The following is a 19,980-nucleotide window of genomic DNA, read 5'->3' as shown; positions in this document are numbered from 1 at the left end:
CGGCGACGCCAGGAGCAGCCGGACCGCCTGCCCGCTGCGGCGACGCGAGCCCCAGCTGTGGATGCTGCTGCCGAACCAGATAGCCCGCCAGGCCCGGTCCGTGGAGTCCGACCAGACCGTCTAGACAGGACGGTGGCCCTACGCTTGGATAAACATGAAAGTCGTTTCCATTAGGGCTGTCGGAGCAGACGCGCTGGCGCTGCTCCTGGTCCGTCACGGACCGATCAGCGGCTCCAGAGCCAACGAGTAAGAGGTGATCGAGGCCATGACTGCTATCCGGACATCGAAAGACACCAGTTTCCTCGCGAGGGCGGGACGCAACGTCGTCGTCGCCATCGCCACTGGAGTCTGTGGGTCCCTGCTGGCCTTGGCTGGCGGCTCGCCCGCGTACGCCGGTGTCTACGCGACCAACGACATCACCACCGGTCACATCGACATCGTGAACATCGAGTGCCCGTCCGCCCCGACGCTCGCCCTGACCACGAAGATCGGTACGGGTACGCCGGTGAACCCGACCGACATGCACAACTATGCATTCGTCTACAACGATGTGAGCACCGCCGTGGCCTGGGTGCCGACGGCCGGGACTGCGGGCTACTGGAAGGTCGACATCGGCTCGGCCACGCAGTCCTCCGCCCCCTGGGTCGGGTTCAACTTCAACAGCGCCTGCCCGGGAAGTGGTGCGGTGTGGATGAGTGCCGCCGGCGCGAATCCTGGTGACGTCCGTCTGTACAACTCGGTCGGCACGCAGGTGCTGGGCACGTCGTCCGGCACGTACTCGCTCGGGTCGGGAGACCACACTCACTTCGAGTGGCGTTTCTTCGCGCCGTCGAAGGCGACCTCGCCGCAGACCTTCAATCTCTACTTCGGCTTCTCGACGGGGTCACCCCTGTCCACCCAGAACTGGCTTGCTGCGAAGTTCGTGATCGTCCCCTAAGTAAGCGCAGAGGGTGAGGGGCGGCCGTAAAGCGGCGGCCACCCCTCACCGGTGAACACCGACGGCGCAGCCCCGAAGGGAAACCCATGGAGCTCTCCAAGCGACCTCGGTGTCGGCAGATGCACAGGTCGATGGTCGCGGTCATGACGGCAACCGCTGTCGTGGCCGCGCTGACATCTGTTCCGTCGCCGGCCAACGCCACCCTGCCCGAGGAAATCTCCGCCGGCGAGCACGAGTTGACCTCGTATCCGACCGAAGGTGGGGGGATGACCATCGGCCTCGCCGATCGTGGCGAGATCACCGAGGTCGCGGGTGGCGAGCTCACCTTCCGTCTACCGTCGCAGGCGTCCTATCCGGTTCCCGACGCGGACGCGTACGCCTGGCTCGGGCCGGCCGGGTCGCCGGGATATGCGACCGAGGGCTGGCTGACCGGGTCGCCGGCTGCCAAGTTGTCGCTGTCCACCCGAGGAGTCGCGGGCTACGACTACTACGACGACCTCCTCGCCGAGAACGGACGCATCTCCTTCGCCTTCTCGGACGTGACCGGTCCCGGCGACTTCGCCTTCTATCAGATACCCGACCTGCCGTTCCTGGCCCCGGAACCGAACGCCCCGGCTGGCTCCCGATTCGGCACCGGAGTCCAACGCGACGGCACGCCGCAGGGGTCGATCCCGACCGAGTTGGCACCCCGCACCACGGTCAACGACCGCTTTCGCTTCTCGGTGGCCGGGATGTACTGCCTGTCCCTGACGACGAGCGCGCCGCTGGCCGGCGGCACGACCGGGACCGCCTCGGTGCGGCTGCGGTTCGCCGTCGGCGACGACATCGCCTTGGACGCGCAGTGCGGGGAGGTCCCTGGCGTCACCGACCCGACGGACCCGACTGATCCCACCGACCCGACGGACCCGACCGACCCGACGGACCCGACCGACCCTGGTGATCCGTCGGTCGCCGACTGGGTGGTCCGCGAGGGCCACGTCGACGCGGTCGCGGCCCGGATCGACACCGTCGACGGGGTGGGCGCTCTGTCGATGCGGGCGAGGTACGACCTACCTGACCGGTCCCGTACGGAGTGGATCGAGTACGACGACCTGGTCATGGTCGTTTCAGACGCCGTGCAACTGACGACTCCAGCGCAGTATGCCCCCGGTAACGACTGGTCCTTCATCGCCCCGGCTGCCACGTCGTACTGGAACCTCCCCCTCGGCCAACTGGCCGGCGCGCCGTGGGCCGGCCTCAGTACTGAGTCTCCGACACTGGCCGGCCTGGAACAGGACCGGGTGCTCTGGCGCGTCGATGCCGTCACCGGGCCAGACAACCAACCTGCCCCCGGAGACGTCGTCCTGTGGGAGGGGTACCCCCAGCGGGCTGGCATCGGCATGGAACGCATCGACCTGCCGGTATTCAGCACGAAGCTCGGCCTACCGGCGGCGCGCTGGGTGCCGCTGCACACGCACGCCCACTTCAACTGGTCGATCACCCAGCCCGGCGTGTACTGCGTCGCGATGACGCTCGAGGCGGAGACCTCAGGACGGCGGATGTCCGTCTCCGAGCAACTTACCCTCGTGGTCGGGGACAGCACCGACGCGGCCACCGTCACACCGTGCGGCCGGACGCAGGACTACCCCGAGCGGAGCCCGGCCGCGCCGGAACCGAATCCGGTGTCGGAGTCGTTCGTGCTGGGCGCCGGGGTGTCCTCGCTGGTCAGTGCCATCAACAACGGCGACCTGGAGACCCGACTGGCGGTCGCTGACCCGACGCTTGCCGGACCCGGGACGAGGCATGACCTGAAAAGTGTGATCTTCCACCGCCCGGCGGCGCTGTTCCGCGCGGGAACCGGCAACGTGCCCGGCTTCGACACCGGCGTGTACGGCAACTCCATGCAGGTGATCCGCTGGGACACCACCGGAGTCCTGCCCGAGCAACTCGACGGCGACCTGCGTTGGTCGCTCGACACCGTGGCGGGACCAGGAGAGGTGGCGCTGTCTCACGGACCCACCCAGACCGGGCCGTTCGTGTTCAATACCGCCACCGGCCAGACCGAGCCACACCGGCTGTGGCCAGGTTCGGGCGGCGGCGAGACCAACAGCGCCGTTCTGTGGTCGTTCAGCCGGCCCGGAAAGTACTGCCTCACCCTGGAATGGGCGGCCGACCTCCCCAGTGGGCAGGTCGCGGTGGACCGCGAGACGCTCACCTTCGTCGTCGACGGCCCGCTCGACCCCACCGTCCGCGCGAACCTCGACGGCACCTACCCGGGTGCCGCCTTCACCCACGACGTCACGACCCTGACGAAGACCTGTGCTGACGGAGGCCGGCCCACCACGTCCGAAGAGGTACCCGTACCCGGTGGAGACCCCGACCCGGTCGACGACCCTTGGAACGTGCCGAACTGGTCGCGTACCGCCTCTGGCGCGGTGATCCTCAACAGCGGCCATGTGGACATCGCCTCGATACTCGACGATGACGGACTGCACACCCGGGTCAAGGACACCACCGTCGAGGGGATCGCACACTCGTCAGACGGCGGCGGCGCGTCCTGGCACGAGCCGTCCGACGTGGTCTTCCAACTGCTTCCGCAATCCGAGACGGTGGTGCCGGGTGACACGTACAGCTTCATCGGGCCGGTGGGCAGTCGCGTCTGGAGCCTCGCGCAGGCCGAGCAGACCGGCCTGCTGTGGCCGGGGTGGTCGACGAAGACCATTCGCTACGCTGACCTTGGCAGGGATGGGCTGTCGTGGGCGCTGACCGGCGTCGACGGGCCTGGCGACGTGTTCGTCTACCAGACCGGCGCGTTCGGTGCGCCGATCCACATTTTCGACTCGAAGAACGGGCTGCCGGACAGAACGCGACTCCACGCGGGTACCCACGTGCACGCCAACTGGATTTTCACGGCGGAGGGCAGTTACTGCCTCGCGTTCGAGCGCACCGGGACGCGGGCCGACGGCTCGTCGCTGTCGGACGCGTTCAACGTGGCGGTGGTCGTCGGAAAGGCCGACCCGACCGCCGTCGATCCCGGCGCTTGCGGACAACTCTAGGCCCGCCAGGGGTTGAGGCTCACTAGGCGTCAACAGCGACGCGTAGTACGGGTCCGGACTCGGTAACCCTGGCGACGCCGGGCGTCCCTGGCAGCTACTGAAGGTGTCGCAGAACCTGACCGTTTCCTCACGCTTCTTCGAGAGGCTGGCCCTGTTGCCCGGGGATGATCCCGGCCGGAACGAACAGGAGGCACTAGATGCGTAGGAGTCGTGCGCTGCTCGTCGCAGCGATCGTGGTGGGCGTGCTGTCGGCGTGCGGCGGATCGCCGGAGACGGCCGGGGTCGACGGGGCGAAGGTGGCCACGCTGGCCAGTGCCGGGGCCACGCCGGTGCCGGAGGCCACGCCGCAGCGCCCGCGGGCCCGGCTGGACATGACGCCCGATGAAGAGGAGGCCCTGATGGTGCCCTACTTCAAGTGTCTGAAGGAGAACGGCTTCACCTTCCTGGAGGCGAAGAGGGCAGGGCTCGGGGACGGCAGCCCGGACGCGCCGGCGGAACTGCGGGCCTGTGAGGAGCAGTTCTTTCCGCTGGTGGCGTGGGAGAAGGACCCCATGAACCCGGAGGCCGCGGATTTCGAGGACGCCGTCAAGGACTGTCTCCGGCAGAAGGGCATCAGGTTCGACGGCGAAGGGTTCGCCGACAACGACGTCACCCGCGCCTTGGATCTGACCCCCGAGTGCGAGCGTAAGGCTGCCGAGTCGCTGAAGTAGCGGGGTTGATTGACGACGGGCGCGGCGGCCGATTGTCGGCCGCCGCGCCCGTCGTCGGCTACTGCATCGGCGTGGCCGAATAACAGCCGGTCAGACCGTGGCCAGCGCCTGCGTCGGGGTCAGCCGGGCCGCGCGGATGCTCGGGTAGGCACCCGCGAGGACTCCGACGACGACGGCTCCGCCCACGCCGGTCGCCGCCGGGCCTACCGCAACCACCAGCGGCCACTGCTGCCAGGACGCGTACCCGATGGTGGCGAGCAGGCCGAACGTGGTGCCGGCCACTCCGCCGAGCAGTGCCATCACGACCGACTCGGTGAGGAACTGCCCACAGATCTGGCCGCGGGTGGCGCCGAGCGCGCGTCGAAGGCCGATCTCGGCGCGACGTTCGAGGACCGCGACGACCATGGTGTTGGCCACTCCGATGCCTCCGACGACGAGGGCGACCGCGGCCAGCGCCAGGAACAGCACGGAGAAACTGCTCTCGGTGGCCCGTTTCGCGGCGAGTGCCTCCGAGGGCCGGGTGACGACCACCTGGCCGGGCCGCTCCGGGCTGATCGTTGTCGCTAGGACGCCGCGGACCGCCTCGACCTCCGACTCCACGCACCTCACGTAGAGGACGGTCGGGTGGCCGTCGAAGCCCAGGGTCGCACGGGCCGCCTCCCAGCCCACCAGGACCGAGCGGTCGATGTCCGGCGACAGCGGGGTGGGGTGCAGGATGCCGATGACGGTGAACGCGGTGTCGTCGATGATCACCTGCTGGGCGGGCTGCCCGGCGGGCAGCTCGGTGACGCCGAGCCGGACGGCCGCGACCGCGCCGAGCACGACGGTGGGGAAGTCCGCCGTGGCGGCGTTCAGCCAACGGCCGGAGCGGACCTCAGCGTTGATCGTGGGTAGGAGGTCGAGCCGGCTGGCCAGCACGGTCAGCGCGCCGCCGTCGTTCGGGTCGAGACGGTCGTTGCGGCGTACCCGGGTGTGGGTGTTGGCGACGGCGCTGACGGCGGTCACCGGGGCGATCCGTTCCACCATGCCCACCGCGGACTCGGGCAGCGGTAGCGCGTCGGGCGACCCGACGTTGGCCTGCGTGGCCTGCAGCCCGTCCGTGCCGAGTTCGGCGAGTTTCTCGCGCAGCGCAGCCTGGCTCGATGACGGGATGCCCGTCACCACGATCATCGTGGCGATGCCGATCGAGATGCCGAGCGCGGACAGCAGGGCCCGGGCCGGACGGGTACGCAACCCGACCAGGCCCAGGCCAATCAGGTCGAGTGGGGCGAGCCGGGTCATCGTGGGGCCGCCGCCGAGTCGCGGACCAGGCGTCCGTCCCGGATCTCGATGAGCCGAGGCATCGAAGCCGCGATGTCCCGGTCGTGGGTGATCAGCGTGATGGTGGTGCCCTCCTCGTTGAGCCGGCGCAGCAGCCTCAGGACCGCCTCACCGGCAGCGCTGTCGAGCGCGCCGGTGGGCTCGTCGGCCAGCACCAGCGACGGCCGGTTGACCAGTGCCCGGGCGATCGCCACGCGCTGGCGCTCGCCGCCGGACAGTTCATGCGGGCGGTGTCCGGTCCGGTGGGCCAGGCCGACTCGGGCTAGTGCGCGCAGTGCGAGTTCGCGGCGCTGCCGGCGCGGTACCCCGGCGTAGAGCAGGCCGGTGGCGACGTTCGCGGCGGCGGTCAGGCCGTCGGTCAGGTGGAACTGTTGGAAGACGAACCCGACCTCGCGGGCCCGCAGTTCGGACAGGCGCCGGTCGCTGAGCGTGGCGACGTCCTGGCCGGAGATGAGTACGGTGCCGGAGGTGGGTCGGTCCAGGGTGCCGATGATGTTCAGCAGGGTGGACTTGCCTGATCCGGACGGCCCGACGATCGCGGTCAGTTCTCCGGGCGCGATGTCGAGGCTGACATCTGCCAGCGCGGTCACGCCGCCGGGGTAGACCATGTTCACATTCCGCACCGACAGTACGTGTTCCGCAGTCACGAGGAGATCACCACGTCCGTGCCCTCGGTGAGTCCCGCGCCTTCGATCTCGACCCAGCCGCCGGCGAACATGCCGGTCCTGACCGAGACCAAGCCGGTTGGACCATGCACGGCGTAGCCGCCCTCGACGAGGGCCACCAGTGCCTCGATCGGTACGGCCAGCACGCCCTTGGCGGTACGGCCGACGAACCTCACCTTGACGGCGGCCGAGTCGAGGGCGGCGATGCTCTTCGCGTCGTTGACGGCCACCGCCACGGACACCGTCGGTGCTTCTGCGCCCTCAGCGGGTACGAGATTCCGGCCCACCGAGATGACCTTGGCCGGCACCGCGCGTTCGTCGGGCAGCACGATCTCGGCGCTGTCGCCCTTGGCAATCCCGGCGACGACGGGCAGTTCGGCGGAGACCGTGACCAGCTTCAGCGTCGAGGTGACCGACATCAGTGGCGCCTGCGCCGGGGATCCGGGCTGCACCGCGATCGAGTCGACGCGGACCGCGCCGGACTGCACCTCGACGTCGCCTACCCGGATCGTGCCGGTGACCGGCATCCCGATGTCCCGCTGCCAGCGTTTGAGCGCGTCGACAAGTGCCGTGGTGAGCACCCCTTCTCCCTTCTGGACCTGAACGGCCTTCGTGCCGTCTGCGGGAACCACCGACTCACCCACCGCCGGCTGGTAACCGATCGAGTAACCCAGCTCGGCGAGATTGTTCGCAATGACCCGGACGTCCCGGCCCACCAGGTTTCGGCCCTCGATCGCGCGGAACAGTGGCAGGTTGCCGTAGAGCAGGACGACCGGCTGGTCGTCGACCCGGAACAGTTGTTCGCCCCGCTTGATTGTGGCGCCGGGCTCCGGCAGCCACGTGACGGTGCCCTCCCGGTGTCCGCTCAGCGGCCGCACCGCACCGAATCCGATGTTTCCGTCCAACGATCTGGTGGTCGAGATGTCCCGGCGCTCCACTTTCGTGGTCGTGGCGCTGGTCGTCTCCTTCGGGGCCGGATCGGCGGCAGACCGGTGGCGGGTGAACGCGACCGTCGTTCCGGCCGCCAGCACGATGACGGTTCCCACGGCGGCAACCCACACCACGAGCCGCCGACGGCGCCGTGGCGGCACCGGTGCGGAGTGACCGCCAGCGAGGTCCGCCGTCGCGGACGAGGGACTCCGAGACGGGGAATCTATGCGCGGTATCAGTTCTGTCGGCGCGTCAGGGTTGGCAGGCATGACGACGAGCATGGGGACGGTTCGTTAGGAAACCGTCAGGTCGTCCGAGGATCGTTCAGCCTGCCGGAGAAGCTGGCCTATCATCACGGCCATGTGTGCTCAGGTCCTGGTAGCCGACGATGATCTGCGGCACGCGGAGGGAATCCGCCGGTACCTCGTCGCGGACGGGCACCAGGCCGTCGTGGTGCACGACGGTCGGGCGGCACTGGAGACCGCTCGCCAGATCCGGCCCGACCTGCTGGTCCTCGATGTGATGATGCCGAGGATGGACGGACTTCAGGTATGCCGGACGCTGCGGCAGGAGTCGGACGTGCTGGTGTTGATGCTGACCGCCCGCAGCACCGAGGCCGACCTGCTGCTCGGGCTGAACCTGGGGGCCGACGACTACCTGCGCAAGCCGTTCAGCCCGCGGGAGCTGATGGCCCGGATCCGCACCCTTCTGCGGCGGGCCGCTCGGGGTGCCCCGCCGGGCCTCGCGGAGAGGCGGCAGGTCGCAGGGATCGGGGTGGATCCGGTCGGGCATCACGTCACGGTCAACGGCGTCCAGATCGAATGCACCCGCGGCGAGTTCGCGATCCTGGCCGCCCTGTCAGAGCAGCCGGACCGGGTCTTCACCCGTACACAACTGCTGCACCACACCCGCGGCATCGACCGCAGCTCGACCGAGCGCACCATCGACGTTCACGTTATGAACCTGCGCCGCAAGATAGAGGACGATCCGCGACGGCCGGCGCACCTGCTCACCGTGCATGGCGTCGGCTACAAACTGGCACCGTGAACGACGACCGCGTGCCGCTGCGGCACAGCCTGCTGACCCGGCTGCTGGTCACGTCGATCCTGATCGCGGTCGCCGCGATCACCGCCACCGCCTGGCTCGCCGTCAGCACCGCGACCCAGGCGCTCAACCAGGAGCAGGGGCGCGCGTTCGCCGACGACAAGGGTGTCTACGACATGCTGGTCGGATACGCGGCCACGCACACGACCTGGTCCGACGTCTCGGACCAGGTCCGCGCACGGGGGGTTGAGACTGGCCGCCGGATCACGCTGATGACCGAGGACCGGGTGGTGATCGCAGACTCGTACGCCGGCCCGTCGCTGAGCACCGCCCACCCGTCCGCCGTGGTGGACCCGCTCAGCCTCGACCTCAGCTTGACCGGCGAGACCAAACAGATCGACGACCGGGTGGTCGGGCCGTACCTGGTTCCTCATGCGGAGCGGCCAGCACTGCGGGAGGCGGCCGAACGGCAGCTGACGTGCCTGGGCAAGCTGGCCTCGCAGGACGGAACTGTTCAGCAGCCGCCGGACGATAGCGTCCCGGTGGTCGGTCGGATCGAGGAGACACCAGGCGGCAGGCCCGCGGTCGTACCGGAGGCCGTTGTCACGTCAGGCTTCTGCGGGGCAGAGTTCGACGCGCTGGTCAGCAGCACCGAACGGGCGGCGCTGGACCAGCTCGGCGTGCTGACCGCCCGCTGCCTCAACCTCGCGGACCGCGCGCACCTGCTGCAGATCCGCCCCGACCTCACGGTCTACCTGGCCGAGTCGCCGGTCACCAGAATGCCGGGTGAGCAAGTCAAGATCCGCTATCCCGAGGAGGGCAGCCAGCTCACCACCGTGGAGGCGCGTGCCTGCGTGGTGAAAGCCCTGCAGATCCAACTTCAGCCATACGTCGCTCCGCGTGCGCTTCTCTTCGTCACCACACCGGATGCCGGCACCAGCCGGACAACGTTCACGCTGTCCACCTCGAACCTCGTCCGGATCATCGCGGTGACCAGCGCCGTCCTGCTCACCACGATCGCCGTCACCCTGCTGGTCGGTCGGCGTCTGGTCCATCCTCTGCGCGTCCTGACCGAGTCCGCCGTACGGCAGGCACCGGCGGCGGTGACGACCAAGGACGAGATCGGCCATCTGGCCCGAGCCCTGAACGACTCGGCTGGTCGCCGCGACCTGGCCGAGTCGCAGCGCCAGGCCATGGTCAATGACGTGACGCACGAGTTGCGCACCCCGCTGAGCAACATCCGCACCTGGCTGGAAGCGGCCCAGGACGATCTCGCCCCGACCGATGCCCAGCTGCTCGGCCTGCTGCACGAGGAGGCGCTCCTGCTGCAGCACATCATCGACGACCTGGGCGACCTGGCCGCCGCTGACGCCGGCATGCTGCGCATCCACACAGAACCGGTGTACGTCAGGGACGTGCTCACCCAGGTGGTGGACGGCCACCGCGGGACCGCGCACGCCGCCGGGGTACGGCTGCGGCTCGACATTGCCGGCGATCCGGTGCTGCCGGCCGACCAGGCGCGCCTGCGTCAACTGGTCGGCAACCTTGTCTCGAACGCGATCCGGCACACCCCGCCAGGAGGCGACGTCACGGTCGTCGCGCACGACACCACCATCACCGTCCAGGACACCGGTGTCGGGATCTCCGCCGGGGACCTGCCCCGGATCTTCGACCGGTTCTGGCGGGCCGACCAGTCGCGCAGCCGGGCCACCGGCGGCAGCGGCCTGGGGCTGGCAATCGCCCGCCAACTGGCCGAGGCGCACGGCGGCACGATCGGGGTGCAGAGCGAACCCGACCGTGGCACGCTCTTCACCATCCGCCTGCCAGGAACATGACCGGCGAATCCACCCTGGTACATCGGGGCGTAGCGTCAGCCAGCACAAGATGGACACACATCGTGTGGGGTGAGGTCCTCGGTCTGGGCGGGACTGAGCTCGCTCGCGGACGTAGCCAGCTCCGGCGACGTTGCGGCGCCGACGGTGACTGACCGAGCGGGCCGTCCGGCCAGCCCACTGGTCAAGCTGGCCTGTCTGGCGTACGCCGGGCCGTGGCCTGGTCCGCTCACCCGCCCGGGTGTGCACGTGGACCTCGGTGGCGTCTGCGCTGCCGGTTCTCTACGATGGGCCATCTTTGTATTCGCGGAGATGGATGCCATGGGGTGATCGGATGCTGGAAGGTAAGACAGTCGTGATCACCGGAGCCAGCGCGGGCATCGGCGCCGAGGCTGCCCGCCGGATGGCACGCCTGGGCGCGACCGTGGCGGTGGTCGGCCGGTCGCCCGAGAAGACGGCCGCCGTCGCTCGCCAGATCGGTGCCGAGCCACTGGTGGCCGACTTCGCCCGGCTGTCGGACGTGCGCAGGCTCGCCGACACCCTCCTGGGCCGTTTCCCCCGTATCGACGTACTGGCCAACAACGCCGGCGTCGTGCTGACCAGGCGCTGCCGTACCGAGGACGGTCACGACCTGATGTTCCAGGTCAACTACCTGTCCTCGTTCCTGCTCACCACCCTCTTACTGGACCGGATGACCGCCATCGGGCCGGCGCGGGTCATCACCACCTCCAGCAAAGGCCACCGGTTCGGCAGCGTCGATCTCGACGATCTCGAAGGTGCCGGCACACGATCCGCGCTGCTGCGGTACGGGACGACGAAGCTGCAGAACATCCTGTTCACCCGTGAGTTGGCGCGTCGTACTCGGGGCAGCGGGCTGACCGCGACGGCGTTCCACCCAGGGGTGACAGCCGCCACCGACATCAACCGGGAAGCCCCGCTGGTCGCTGCACTGGTCCGGTATCGGCTGCTGGGCGGCCTTTCCACCCTTGAAGAGAGTGCCGAACCACTGGTTCACCTGGCCACCATGCCGGATCGGGAGGTGTTCAACGGCGGGTACTACCACCGCCTCACGCCTGACGGGCCAGTCCACCGGCAGGCCAGGGACGACCGTCTGGCGACCCGCCTGTGGGAGCGAACAGCCGAGTTGCTCGGTGCGCCGGTGCCGTGACATCAGCTAAGGCGTCCGCTGTTGGAGGTGGCCGTCACGACGTCGGGGCCGTCGACATCGTGGTGCGGAACGTCTGCCGGTACGCCGTCGGCGAGACTCCGATCGCGGTGGTCCAATGCTGGCGCAGTGACGCGGCGGTGCCGAAGCCGGCCTCGGCGGCTACCGAGTCGACCGGTAGATCGGTTGTCTCCAGCAGACGTCGGGCGTACTCGACCCGCTGCCGCGCTATCCACTGCCCCGGTGTCATGCCGACCTCGGCGCGGAAGCGGCGGGAGAATGTCCGTACGCCCATCCGCGCGTGCCGGGCCAGTTCAGCGAGAGCGATCGGCCGGTGTAGCTGTGCGAGGGCCCACTGCCGGGTGTCGGATGTGGTCGCGGTCGTCGGCTCGGGCACCGGACGGTCGATGGACTGCGCCTGGCCGCCTTCGCGCCATGGCGGCACGACGCACAGCCGGGCAACCCGGTTGGCGGCGGCGCTGCCGTGGTCGCGGCGCACAAGATGTAGGCACAGGTCGATGCCGGAGGCGACGCCCGCCGCTGTGAGCACCTTCCCGTCGTCGGTGAACAGCACGTCCGCGTCGACCCTCACGGCTGGGAATGTGCTCTGAAAGTGCTCGGTGTTGTTCCAGTGCGTGGTTGTCGTCCGGGTCCACGCCGGGGTCAACCCGACCGACTTCTGGCACCGCGAGACCGGCGGCCTGCTCGGCCGGCCGGTGCGGCTGGGCGGGGACCTGTCCGGTGTGGTCGAGGCCGTCGGCATCGGCGCCGCGCTGTTCCGGCCCGGTGACGAGGTCTTCGGCATGCCACGGCTGCCGCAGCCGGCCGGCGGTGGTCATGGCCCACGAGATCAAAGCGGCCGTACCAGAGAGAAATCATCCTGACGCTCTGACCGGGGGCGCCTCGACGACATCCGTGACACGCGCCTCGCCGCCCGGCTACGCGAAGGCGTGCCGCAGCGCCGGAGACGGTGAACAGATCGTGCCCTCGTCAAGATGCCGTGTTGCGGGAATTGTATGGACGCCGTGGATGAGCGTGGCGCACAGTTGGACCATGGAGGATTCCATAGCCGTACGTCATCGCTGCACGGACGAGATCGTCGAAGGGCTGCACCTCGTCCGGCGGTCACCGCGGGGTGTCGGCACCCTGGCGTTGACCGTACGCCGGCCTGCCGTCGACGTCCGCGAGGTGCTGTCCCTGGCCGAACTGGACACTGACGCCGGGCTGCTCGGCGACAGCTGGAGCCAACGACCCAGCTCACGAACGAGTGACCGGTCACCGCACCCCGACATGCAGCTGAACGTCATCAACTCCCGTTTCATCGCACTGATCGCCGGTCCCGATCGGGACGCCTGGGCGCTCGCCGGGGATCAACTTTATGTCGATCTCGATCTGAGCATCGACGCCATGCCAGCAGGCTCACGTCTGGCGATCGGCGACCGGGCCGTCATCGAGGTGACCGACCAGCCACACAACGGCTGTGCCAAGTTCGCGGCCCGGTTCGGACGCGACGCCCACAAGATCGTCTGGACGGAGGAAGGCCAGCGACTACGGCTGCGCGGCCTCAACGCCCGAGTGCTCGTCGGCGCACCGATCGGCACCGGCGACACCATCCGACAACTCTCTGCTGAATAGCGCGTACGCCACAGGCACGGGCGGTGTTCACATCGTCTTGAAACTTCTTGTGGTGGCCGGCAGGAGCCGCCCGCCGTGGGCGCGCTACTTGCCCGTGACGGTGTGCTGCCGTCGGTGGAGCCGTTCGCCGGTGAGCTGGTTACCGAGTCGTTGCGCGAGGCTGGTCTTGGTACGGCGGGGCGTGGAGGCCGCTGAATCCGGTCCGGTGCCGGCGTCGGAGCGGAGCGTGCGGTGCTTATTGCCCTTTTTGTGGGGGTGATCGTACTGGTTCCGATCCGATAGGGTCGGTGCTCTGAGAAGCCAGACCATCACACGAGGTGAACGGGCATGTCCGAGTCTGACCCGGCCATACCTGCTCGCCGTCACCTCATCACGATCGGCGCCGCACGCTATCGCAACCTGCCGGATGCGGCCTATCTGCCGCAGGTGGAGGCGGATGCCGCGACGGTGACGGCACTGTTCGACCGCTTCGGATACCGCCGCGCGCTGGCTGGCCTCGGCGAGTACGCGACTGCCGAGCACGTCCGTCGAGTGATGTCCCACTGGTGCCAGGACGCCGGGATCGGGGGCGACGACATCGTCGCCGTCTACTACGCCGGCCACGGTCTTGTCGACGACCGCCACTACCTCCTCTGCTGGGACAGCACGGAGACGGATCTCGCGGCCAGCGCGCTGCCCACCGAGGACCTGGTCCGGATCCTCACCCGGACCGGCCTGCGCAACCTGCTGCTCATCCTGGACACCTGCTACGGCGGCGCGGGCAGCGCCGAGGCGGCCCGGGTGGCGCTGCAGACGTTGTCTCGCCGGCTGACCGGCGACGCCGCGATCACCGGCATGTGGTTCCTCGCCTCGGCCAGGAGTCGGGACGAGGCTGGAGACGGGACAATGGTGGCTGCGCTCCCGGCGGCGGTCGAGGCGGTGACGGCGCGGACCGGCCAGCGACAGGAGTTCCTGGACCTGCACGACCTGGTCGCGGAACTCAACACCGCGTTCCGGCAGGGCAGCAGCTCTCAGCGGGCCGAATTGACCTCAGGGCTGAGCACCGGCGTGGCCCCGTTCCTGCCCAATGTGGGCTACCGGGCCGACCTGCCGCCGCAGGGTACCGACCTGGAGATGCAACGTCTCGCCGCCAAGCGGGACCTGGTGGAGCACTTCGGGCCGCGTTCCCGGGGCGTGGACTTCGAGTCGGAACAGGGCACCTACTTCAGCGGTCGGGACGCCGCGCTGGCGCAGCTGGTCACCTGGCTCACCACCCCCGGCGGGGACGGCAAGGGCCGGGTGGTCACCGGCAAGCCCGGCTGCGGCAAGTCCTCTGTACTGAGTCGCGTGGTCGCGCTCTCCGACCGGGACTACCGTTCGGGCCTAGAGGTGGCCGACGTTGACCCGGCCACCGTCGTACCGGTGGGGACTGTAGACGTCGCGGTGCACGCCCGGCACAAGCGGCAGGAGGAACTCGTCGCCCGGATCGCCGCCGGGCTGGCGGTGGACGCCGACGGCACCGGCGAGCTGCTCCGGGCGATCAGCCGCAGGGCGCAGGCCGGCGTCAGGACCGTCATCGTGGTCGACGCCCTGGACGAGGCGGGTAGTGGCACCGCCACCGACACCGGTGGACGTGGCGAACCGCGGCGGATCGCCCGCGAGCTGCTGCGCCCGCTCTCCGAGATCCATGGGGTGCACCTGCTGGTTGGCAGCCGCCGAGAACTCGTCCGCAGTCTCGGACCGGCCATGCGAGCCATCGATCTCGACGATTCGGACCTGCTCGGCGCCTCGGACATCTCCCGGTACGTGGTCAAGATGCTCACCGCGCCGGACGAGCCGGACCTGGCCACCCCGTACCGGGACCACCCCGACCTGGCCGAGACGGTGGCACGGGCGGTGGGCGACCGCGCCGCCGGTGTCTACCTGGTGGCCCGGATGACCGCGCGGAGCCTGCGCCTCGCCGCCGAACCGGTCGACGTCAGCGTCCCCGGGTGGGAGAGCCGGCTGCCGAGCGAGATCGGCGAGGCGTTCGACGACTACCTGAGCCGGTTCGGCCCGGATGAGGTCCGGGTACGCCGCCTGCTCGCCCCGCTCGCCTTCGCCGAGGGGCAGGGGTTGCCCCGCGGGCTATGGCCGACGCTGGCGACCGCGATCGCCGGTCGGGAGTGCACCGAGGACGACGTCGACTGGCTGTTGGTCGCGGCCGGCGCGTACATCGCCGAGGTGGTCGAGCACGACCGCTCGGTCTACCGGCTCTACCACCAGACGCTGGCGGAACACCTGCGGCAGGATCCGCGACGACCGGCGGTCCAGGCGCAGCAGCGGATCGTCGCGGCGCTGCTGACCGAGGTGCCGGGGCGCGGCTCGGGACGGCCGAGCTGGTTCGAGGCCCACCCCTACCTGCGGCTCAACCTGCCCACCCACGCGGCGGCGGCAGAGCGGATCGATGAGTTGGCGCACGATCCGGGGTTCCTGCTCGCGGCCGATCAGTCCGCGCTGCTCAGCGCGCTGACCCTGGTGCACTCGGACACCGCGCGGCGGATCCGGACGGCCTACGAACAGGTCGCGCACCGGATCGACCGGGGCGACCTCGCCCAGCGAGCAGCGTACCTGCAACTGTCGGCCCGCCGCTGTGAGGCCGGTGGGCTGGCCGAGGACATCGACCGGCTGGGCCTGGCGCTGCTCTGGTCCACCCGGTGGGCAGAGTGGTCCCGAACGGGCGCGCACCGGCGCCTCCTCGGCCACGAGGGATACGTGACGGCGGTCGCGGTCGGCGGACTCGACGGTCGCCCGGTCGCGGTCAGTGGCGACGACCGGGGCTCGGTCCGGGTCTGGGACCTGACGATCAACCAGCAGATCGGCTTGCCGCTGGCCGGCGGGCCGGAGGGCACCGACGGGATCACCGCGATCGCCCTCGTGGAGGTGGAGGACTACTCGCTCGCGCTGCTCGGCACGGAGGACGGCGCGGTGCGGATCTGCGACCTCTCGACCGGCCAGGAGGTCCAGGCGGCCCTCCGTGGCCATACCAACGGCGTCACGTCAATCGCCGTGGGCGGGCTGGGCCAGCGCCCGGTGGCGCTCACCGGCAGCCGTGACGGCTCGGCGCGGCTGTGGGACCTGCGGAGCTGGCGTCAGCTCGGCGATCCGATCACCGGCCACCACGGCGGCATCCAGGCGGTGGCGCTGGCCGAGCTGCCGGGCCGGTCCGTGGCGATAACCGGGGGCGCGGACGGCCAGGTGCGGATTTGGGACACCACCACCCGGGAGCAGGTCGGCGGCCCGTTGAGCGGCCACACCGAGTCGGTCCAAACACTCGCGCTGGGCCGGTTAAACGACCAGATCGTGCTGCTCACCGGCAGCGCGGACGAGACGATGCTGCTCTGGGACCTGGCCGCCGGCCGCCAGTTGGGAGAGCCGGTTCCCGCCCACCGGCGCGGCGTCCGTACCGTGGCCGTCGACAGCGGTGGAGGGCGCCCGATCGCGATCAGTGGCGGCGACGACAGTCTGGTCCGCGTCTGGGACCTGCACAGTCGGCAGCAACTGGACCAGCCACTGACCGGGCACACCGACTGGGTGCGGGCCGCCGCGTTCGGCGTGGTGAACGGATGGCCGGTCGCGGTCACCGGCAGCGACGACCGTACCGTCCGAGTCTGGGACCTGGCCGCCGACCGGCCGCACGGCGGCCACGTCAAGACGGTCGGGTCGTATGCGCTGGACGCCGACGGCACGCTTCCGTACCTGGTGACCGGCAGTTATGACGGCAGCGCCCGGATCTGGAGCCTGCGCAGCCGGGCGGAGGTAGGCGCGCCGCTCACGGGGCACACCGACGAGGTCGGCGCGGTCGTCCTGGCGGCCGGACCGGGCGAACCGATCCTGGCCACCGGCGACGGCGAGGGGGTGATCCGGATCTGGACGGGCGACCCACCGCAGGTGCCCCGGCCCCCGCTGGTCGGGCACACCAACCGGATTTCGTCGCTCCGGATTCTGCACACCGCTGACCGGCACCTGCTGCTGTCCGGTAGCACCGACGGGACGGTCCGGTGTTGGGACCTGGTCGACCACGCCGCCGCTGGCCCGCCCCTGACCGGCCACAACGACGACGTGGACATGCTCGCCGCCGGCGTCGTCGACAATCGTCACGTGATCATGGCAGGTTCGGCCCAGGGTCGGATTTCCATCTGGGACCTGGAGACCCGGCAGCCGCTGGTGCTGCGCAGACCGAAGGACCGCAAGAGTCGCACCGTGGCCCTGGCTTGTCTGGTGGGCCGTCCGGTGGCGTTGCGCCAGTCGCCAGACCACAGCCTGGTCGGGTGGGACCTCCTGCGGGACCGGCCGGTCACCCCCGTCCTGAGTGGACACACCGGTTGGGTCCGTAGCGCCGCCGTCGACGCGGCCGGCGACCGGCCGATCGCGCTTACGGCCAGCGCCGACGGTTCAGCCCGGGTGTGGGACCTCCGCGACGGCGTCGCCCTCACGCCACCGATGCGGGCAAACTACCTGTGGCACGCGGCGCTCGGCCGGCTGGACGGCCGGTCGGTCGCGGTGACCGGTGACCAGATGTCGGCTCGGCTCTGGGACGTCGCCTCCGGCACGCTGCGCGGCGATCCGCTGGTGGACTACGAACCCTGGGTCAGCAGTTTGGCGGTGACGTCAGCCGGTGCGACGCCGATGCTGATTGTCGGCACCGAGGACATGCTCCGCGTCCACGACCTGACGCCCGAGCCCACCGTCATCTCCCGGATCCCCTGTGGGAGCGGGGTCAAGTCGGTCGCGGCGGCGACCGCCGCCGACGGTTCGGTCCTGCTGCTTGCCGGCTGCCGGGACCACACCCTCCGGATCGTGGACCTCGACCGGCAGCAGGAAATCGGGCGGATCTTCGATCCGTCGCCCGAGCCGTTCGGCGGTCCCGCGGCGCTTGCCACCGCGCACCGGGCCGGCCGGACCATCGTCGTCACCGGCTCGGAGGTGGCCACGCCCCGGGTCTGGGACCTGGCCACCCGGACCATGCTGGCCGAGCTGACCGGCCACACCGCCGCGATCATCGCCGTCGCGGTCTCCGACGACGGGTCGCTGGCAGTCACCGGCTCCCTGGACGCCACCGCCCGGCTGTGGCGGCTCGACGAGTTCAGCCCGCACGGTGCGACGCTCACCGGTCACGACGGCGGTGCCTGCGCCGTAGCGTTCGCCCGGTCCGGCGAACGGCCCGTCGTGGTCACCGGCGACGGCGAAGGGACCTTGCGATGCTGGGACGTTGAGACCCATCAGCAGGTCGCGCACCCGCTGACCCGACACGCGTTGAGGATCACCTGCCTGACCACCGGCTTGGTCGGCGCGAGCGACCTGCTCGGTGTCAGCAGCGCCGACGGGACGGTCCGGATCTGGCGGCTGCCCGACCAGACGCTGCTGACCGAACTCAACCTGGAGGCGTACATCAGCCGGATCGCGCTCACGCCCGACGGGGTGCTCTGCGTAGGCACCAGCTCGGGCCTGGCCACCTTCACGCTCCGGATCTGATCCACTCCGGAAAGAAAGCAGGTGGCGGATGGGACGAGTCGTCCTGGTTCACGGTGTCGCCCAGCAGACGATGGGCCCGGAAACGCTGGCGGCGCAGTGGCTGCCCGCGCTGCGGGACGGGGTGGCCCTCGCCGGCGGCACCTTGTCGTCGGCCACGGTGACGATGGCCTTCTACGGCGACGTCTTCCGCCCCGCCGGCACCCGGAGCCTGGGCGAGCCGCCGTTGACCGCCGACGACGTGACGGACCCGCTCGACCAGGAGCTGCTGTTGACCTGGTGGGCGGAGGCGGCCCGGATCGACCCCGGCGTCTGCGGCCCGGCCGCCACCACCCGGCTGCGTACCCCGTTCGTGATCCAACGGGCACTCGACGCGTTGAGTCACTCCCGGTTCTTCTCCGGCCTCGCCGATCACCTGCTCGTGGGCGCGTTGCGGCAGGTCCGCCGCTATCTGACCGACGACGAGATCCGGCAGCGGATCCGTCAGCGCGTGCTCGACGCGCTGACCGAGGACACCCGGCTGCTGGTGGCCCACTCGCTCGGTTCGGTGGTGGCGTATGAGGCGCTTCACGCCGTCGGTGCCGCCTACCCGCAGGCACTGGTCACCCTCGGCTCACCTCTTGGTATCCGCGGGATGATCTTCGATCGGCTGGCGCCGGCGCCGCGGGCCGGCGCTGGCCAGTGGCCGCCACAGCTAGAGAGCTGGACTAACATCGCTGATCGGGGGGACGTCGTGGCACTGGTGAAGACCCTGGCCCCCGTCTTTCCGGGAGCACTGACGGACGTCAGCGTGCACAACGGGACCAAGGCCCACGATGCTCGTCCCTACCTGACTGCCCGGGAAACCGGCGATGCCGTACGGACAGCGCTCGAGCGCCTGCCATGAGCCCGCCGCCCGGTCTGGTGGCGCTGTGTGAGGATGGCGACGGACCGGCCGGCGAACGCCGCGACGGTGAAGGCGCCGGGGGCCGGTACCCATGCCGCGTCAGTGACTCGCGGCTCGTGGTCGCCTCGCCGGCTACCGGTGGGGGTCGTCATGGATGAACTGGACTTCTGGGTGCGGCTTGAGTTTCGCATCTGCGCCGAGTTCGAGGGCTTCGCGGACAGGCGCCTTCGGTCGTGCTGGTGTGACGGTCTCGTGCGCCGGCGGGCTTGGTGGTTCTTGGTTGGGCCGCGGTGTCGCGCTGTGGCGGCCGGGACTGCCAGAATCGTGTTCA

General features: G+C 70.0%; 14 protein-coding genes. 10 read left to right on the top strand and 4 right to left on the bottom strand.

Going from position 1 to position 19,980, the window contains the following annotated elements:
• Positions 1–265: 265 nt before the first annotated feature.
• From ACFHWY_RS18730 to ACFHWY_RS18720, 3 genes are all read left to right on the top strand, one after another.
• Complete coding sequence (locus tag ACFHWY_RS18730) at positions 266–937, top strand: hypothetical protein (RefSeq protein WP_416581498.1); 672 nt, start codon at positions 266–268, stop codon at positions 935–937.
• Between the two features lie 143 nt (positions 938–1,080).
• Entirely contained in the window at positions 1,081–3,972 is a 2,892-nt protein-coding gene (locus tag ACFHWY_RS18725) for a choice-of-anchor M domain-containing protein (protein ID WP_416581497.1), read from the top strand.
• A gap of 197 nt (positions 3,973–4,169) precedes the next feature.
• Positions 4,170–4,682, top strand: coding sequence for a hypothetical protein (locus ACFHWY_RS18720; RefSeq protein WP_416581496.1), 513 nt, complete (start codon positions 4,170–4,172; stop codon positions 4,680–4,682).
• 90 nt (positions 4,683–4,772) lie between these two features.
• Here the strand turns inward: ACFHWY_RS18720 and ACFHWY_RS18715 are convergent, their stop codons facing one another.
• From ACFHWY_RS18715 to ACFHWY_RS18705, 3 genes are read right to left on the bottom strand one after another with little or no spacing between them, the layout of a single operon-like run.
• Positions 4,773–5,963 (bottom strand): ABC transporter permease, encoded by a 1,191-nt coding sequence (locus tag ACFHWY_RS18715; RefSeq protein WP_416581495.1) that lies wholly within the window; start codon positions 5,961–5,963, stop codon positions 4,773–4,775.
• Positions 5,960–6,610 (bottom strand): ABC transporter ATP-binding protein, encoded by a 651-nt coding sequence (locus tag ACFHWY_RS18710; protein WP_416581540.1) that lies wholly within the window; start codon positions 6,608–6,610, stop codon positions 5,960–5,962. The genes ACFHWY_RS18715 and ACFHWY_RS18710 overlap by 4 nt, the downstream gene beginning before the upstream one ends.
• A 35-nt stretch (positions 6,611–6,645) precedes the next feature.
• Complete coding sequence (locus tag ACFHWY_RS18705) at positions 6,646–7,713, bottom strand: efflux RND transporter periplasmic adaptor subunit (protein WP_416581494.1); 1,068 nt, start codon at positions 7,711–7,713, stop codon at positions 6,646–6,648.
• 244 nt (positions 7,714–7,957) lie between these two features.
• Between ACFHWY_RS18705 and ACFHWY_RS18700 the strand changes: the two genes are divergently transcribed.
• From ACFHWY_RS18700 to ACFHWY_RS18690, 3 genes are all read left to right on the top strand, one after another.
• Complete coding sequence (locus ACFHWY_RS18700) at positions 7,958–8,644, top strand: response regulator transcription factor (protein WP_416581493.1); 687 nt, start codon at positions 7,958–7,960, stop codon at positions 8,642–8,644.
• Positions 8,641–10,476 carry a sensor histidine kinase gene (locus ACFHWY_RS18695; RefSeq protein WP_416581492.1) on the top strand — a complete coding sequence of 612 codons (1,836 nt, stop codon included), beginning with the start codon at positions 8,641–8,643 and terminating at the stop codon, positions 10,474–10,476. The genes ACFHWY_RS18700 and ACFHWY_RS18695 overlap by 4 nt, the downstream gene beginning before the upstream one ends.
• Positions 10,477–10,807: 331 nt before the next feature.
• Positions 10,808–11,641, top strand: a complete 834-nt coding sequence (locus ACFHWY_RS18690; RefSeq protein ID WP_416581491.1) for an SDR family NAD(P)-dependent oxidoreductase — start codon at positions 10,808–10,810, stop codon at positions 11,639–11,641.
• Positions 11,642–11,675: 34 nt separating this feature from the next.
• On the opposite strand, the gene ACFHWY_RS18685 is transcribed toward ACFHWY_RS18690, so the two are convergent.
• The gene (locus tag ACFHWY_RS18685; RefSeq protein WP_416581490.1) at positions 11,676–12,230 is read right to left on the bottom strand and encodes a GlxA family transcriptional regulator; all 555 of its coding nucleotides are present in this window, start codon (positions 12,228–12,230) and stop codon (positions 11,676–11,678) included.
• A gap of 28 nt (positions 12,231–12,258) precedes the next feature.
• Between ACFHWY_RS18685 and ACFHWY_RS18680 the strand changes: the two genes are divergently transcribed.
• The 4 genes from ACFHWY_RS18680 to ACFHWY_RS18665 all read left to right on the top strand — a co-directional run bounded on the left by ACFHWY_RS18680 (position 12,259) and on the right by ACFHWY_RS18665 (position 19,649).
• The gene (locus tag ACFHWY_RS18680) at positions 12,259–12,522 is read left to right on the top strand and encodes an alcohol dehydrogenase catalytic domain-containing protein (protein ID WP_416581489.1); all 264 of its coding nucleotides are present in this window, start codon (positions 12,259–12,261) and stop codon (positions 12,520–12,522) included.
• A 169-nt stretch (positions 12,523–12,691) separates the two neighbouring features.
• On the top strand, positions 12,692–13,273 hold the full coding sequence (locus tag ACFHWY_RS18675; RefSeq protein WP_416581488.1) for an MOSC domain-containing protein: 582 nt from the start codon (positions 12,692–12,694) through the stop codon (positions 13,271–13,273).
• A gap of 327 nt (positions 13,274–13,600) precedes the next feature.
• Positions 13,601–18,766: a caspase family protein gene (locus tag ACFHWY_RS18670; protein WP_416581487.1), complete on the top strand. Its 5,166-nt coding sequence runs from the start codon at positions 13,601–13,603 to the stop codon at positions 18,764–18,766.
• A gap of 28 nt (positions 18,767–18,794) precedes the next feature.
• A complete protein-coding gene (locus tag ACFHWY_RS18665) occupies positions 18,795–19,649 on the top strand; it encodes a hypothetical protein (RefSeq protein ID WP_416581486.1) in 855 nt (284 codons plus the stop codon).
• Positions 19,650–19,980 lie beyond the last annotated feature (331 nt).

The organism is Micromonospora sp. LOL_024, assembly GCF_048060415.1.
GTDB lineage: Bacteria > Actinomycetota > Actinomycetes > Mycobacteriales > Micromonosporaceae > Micromonospora.
This window is presented reverse-complemented; position numbering and strand designations above follow the sequence as displayed.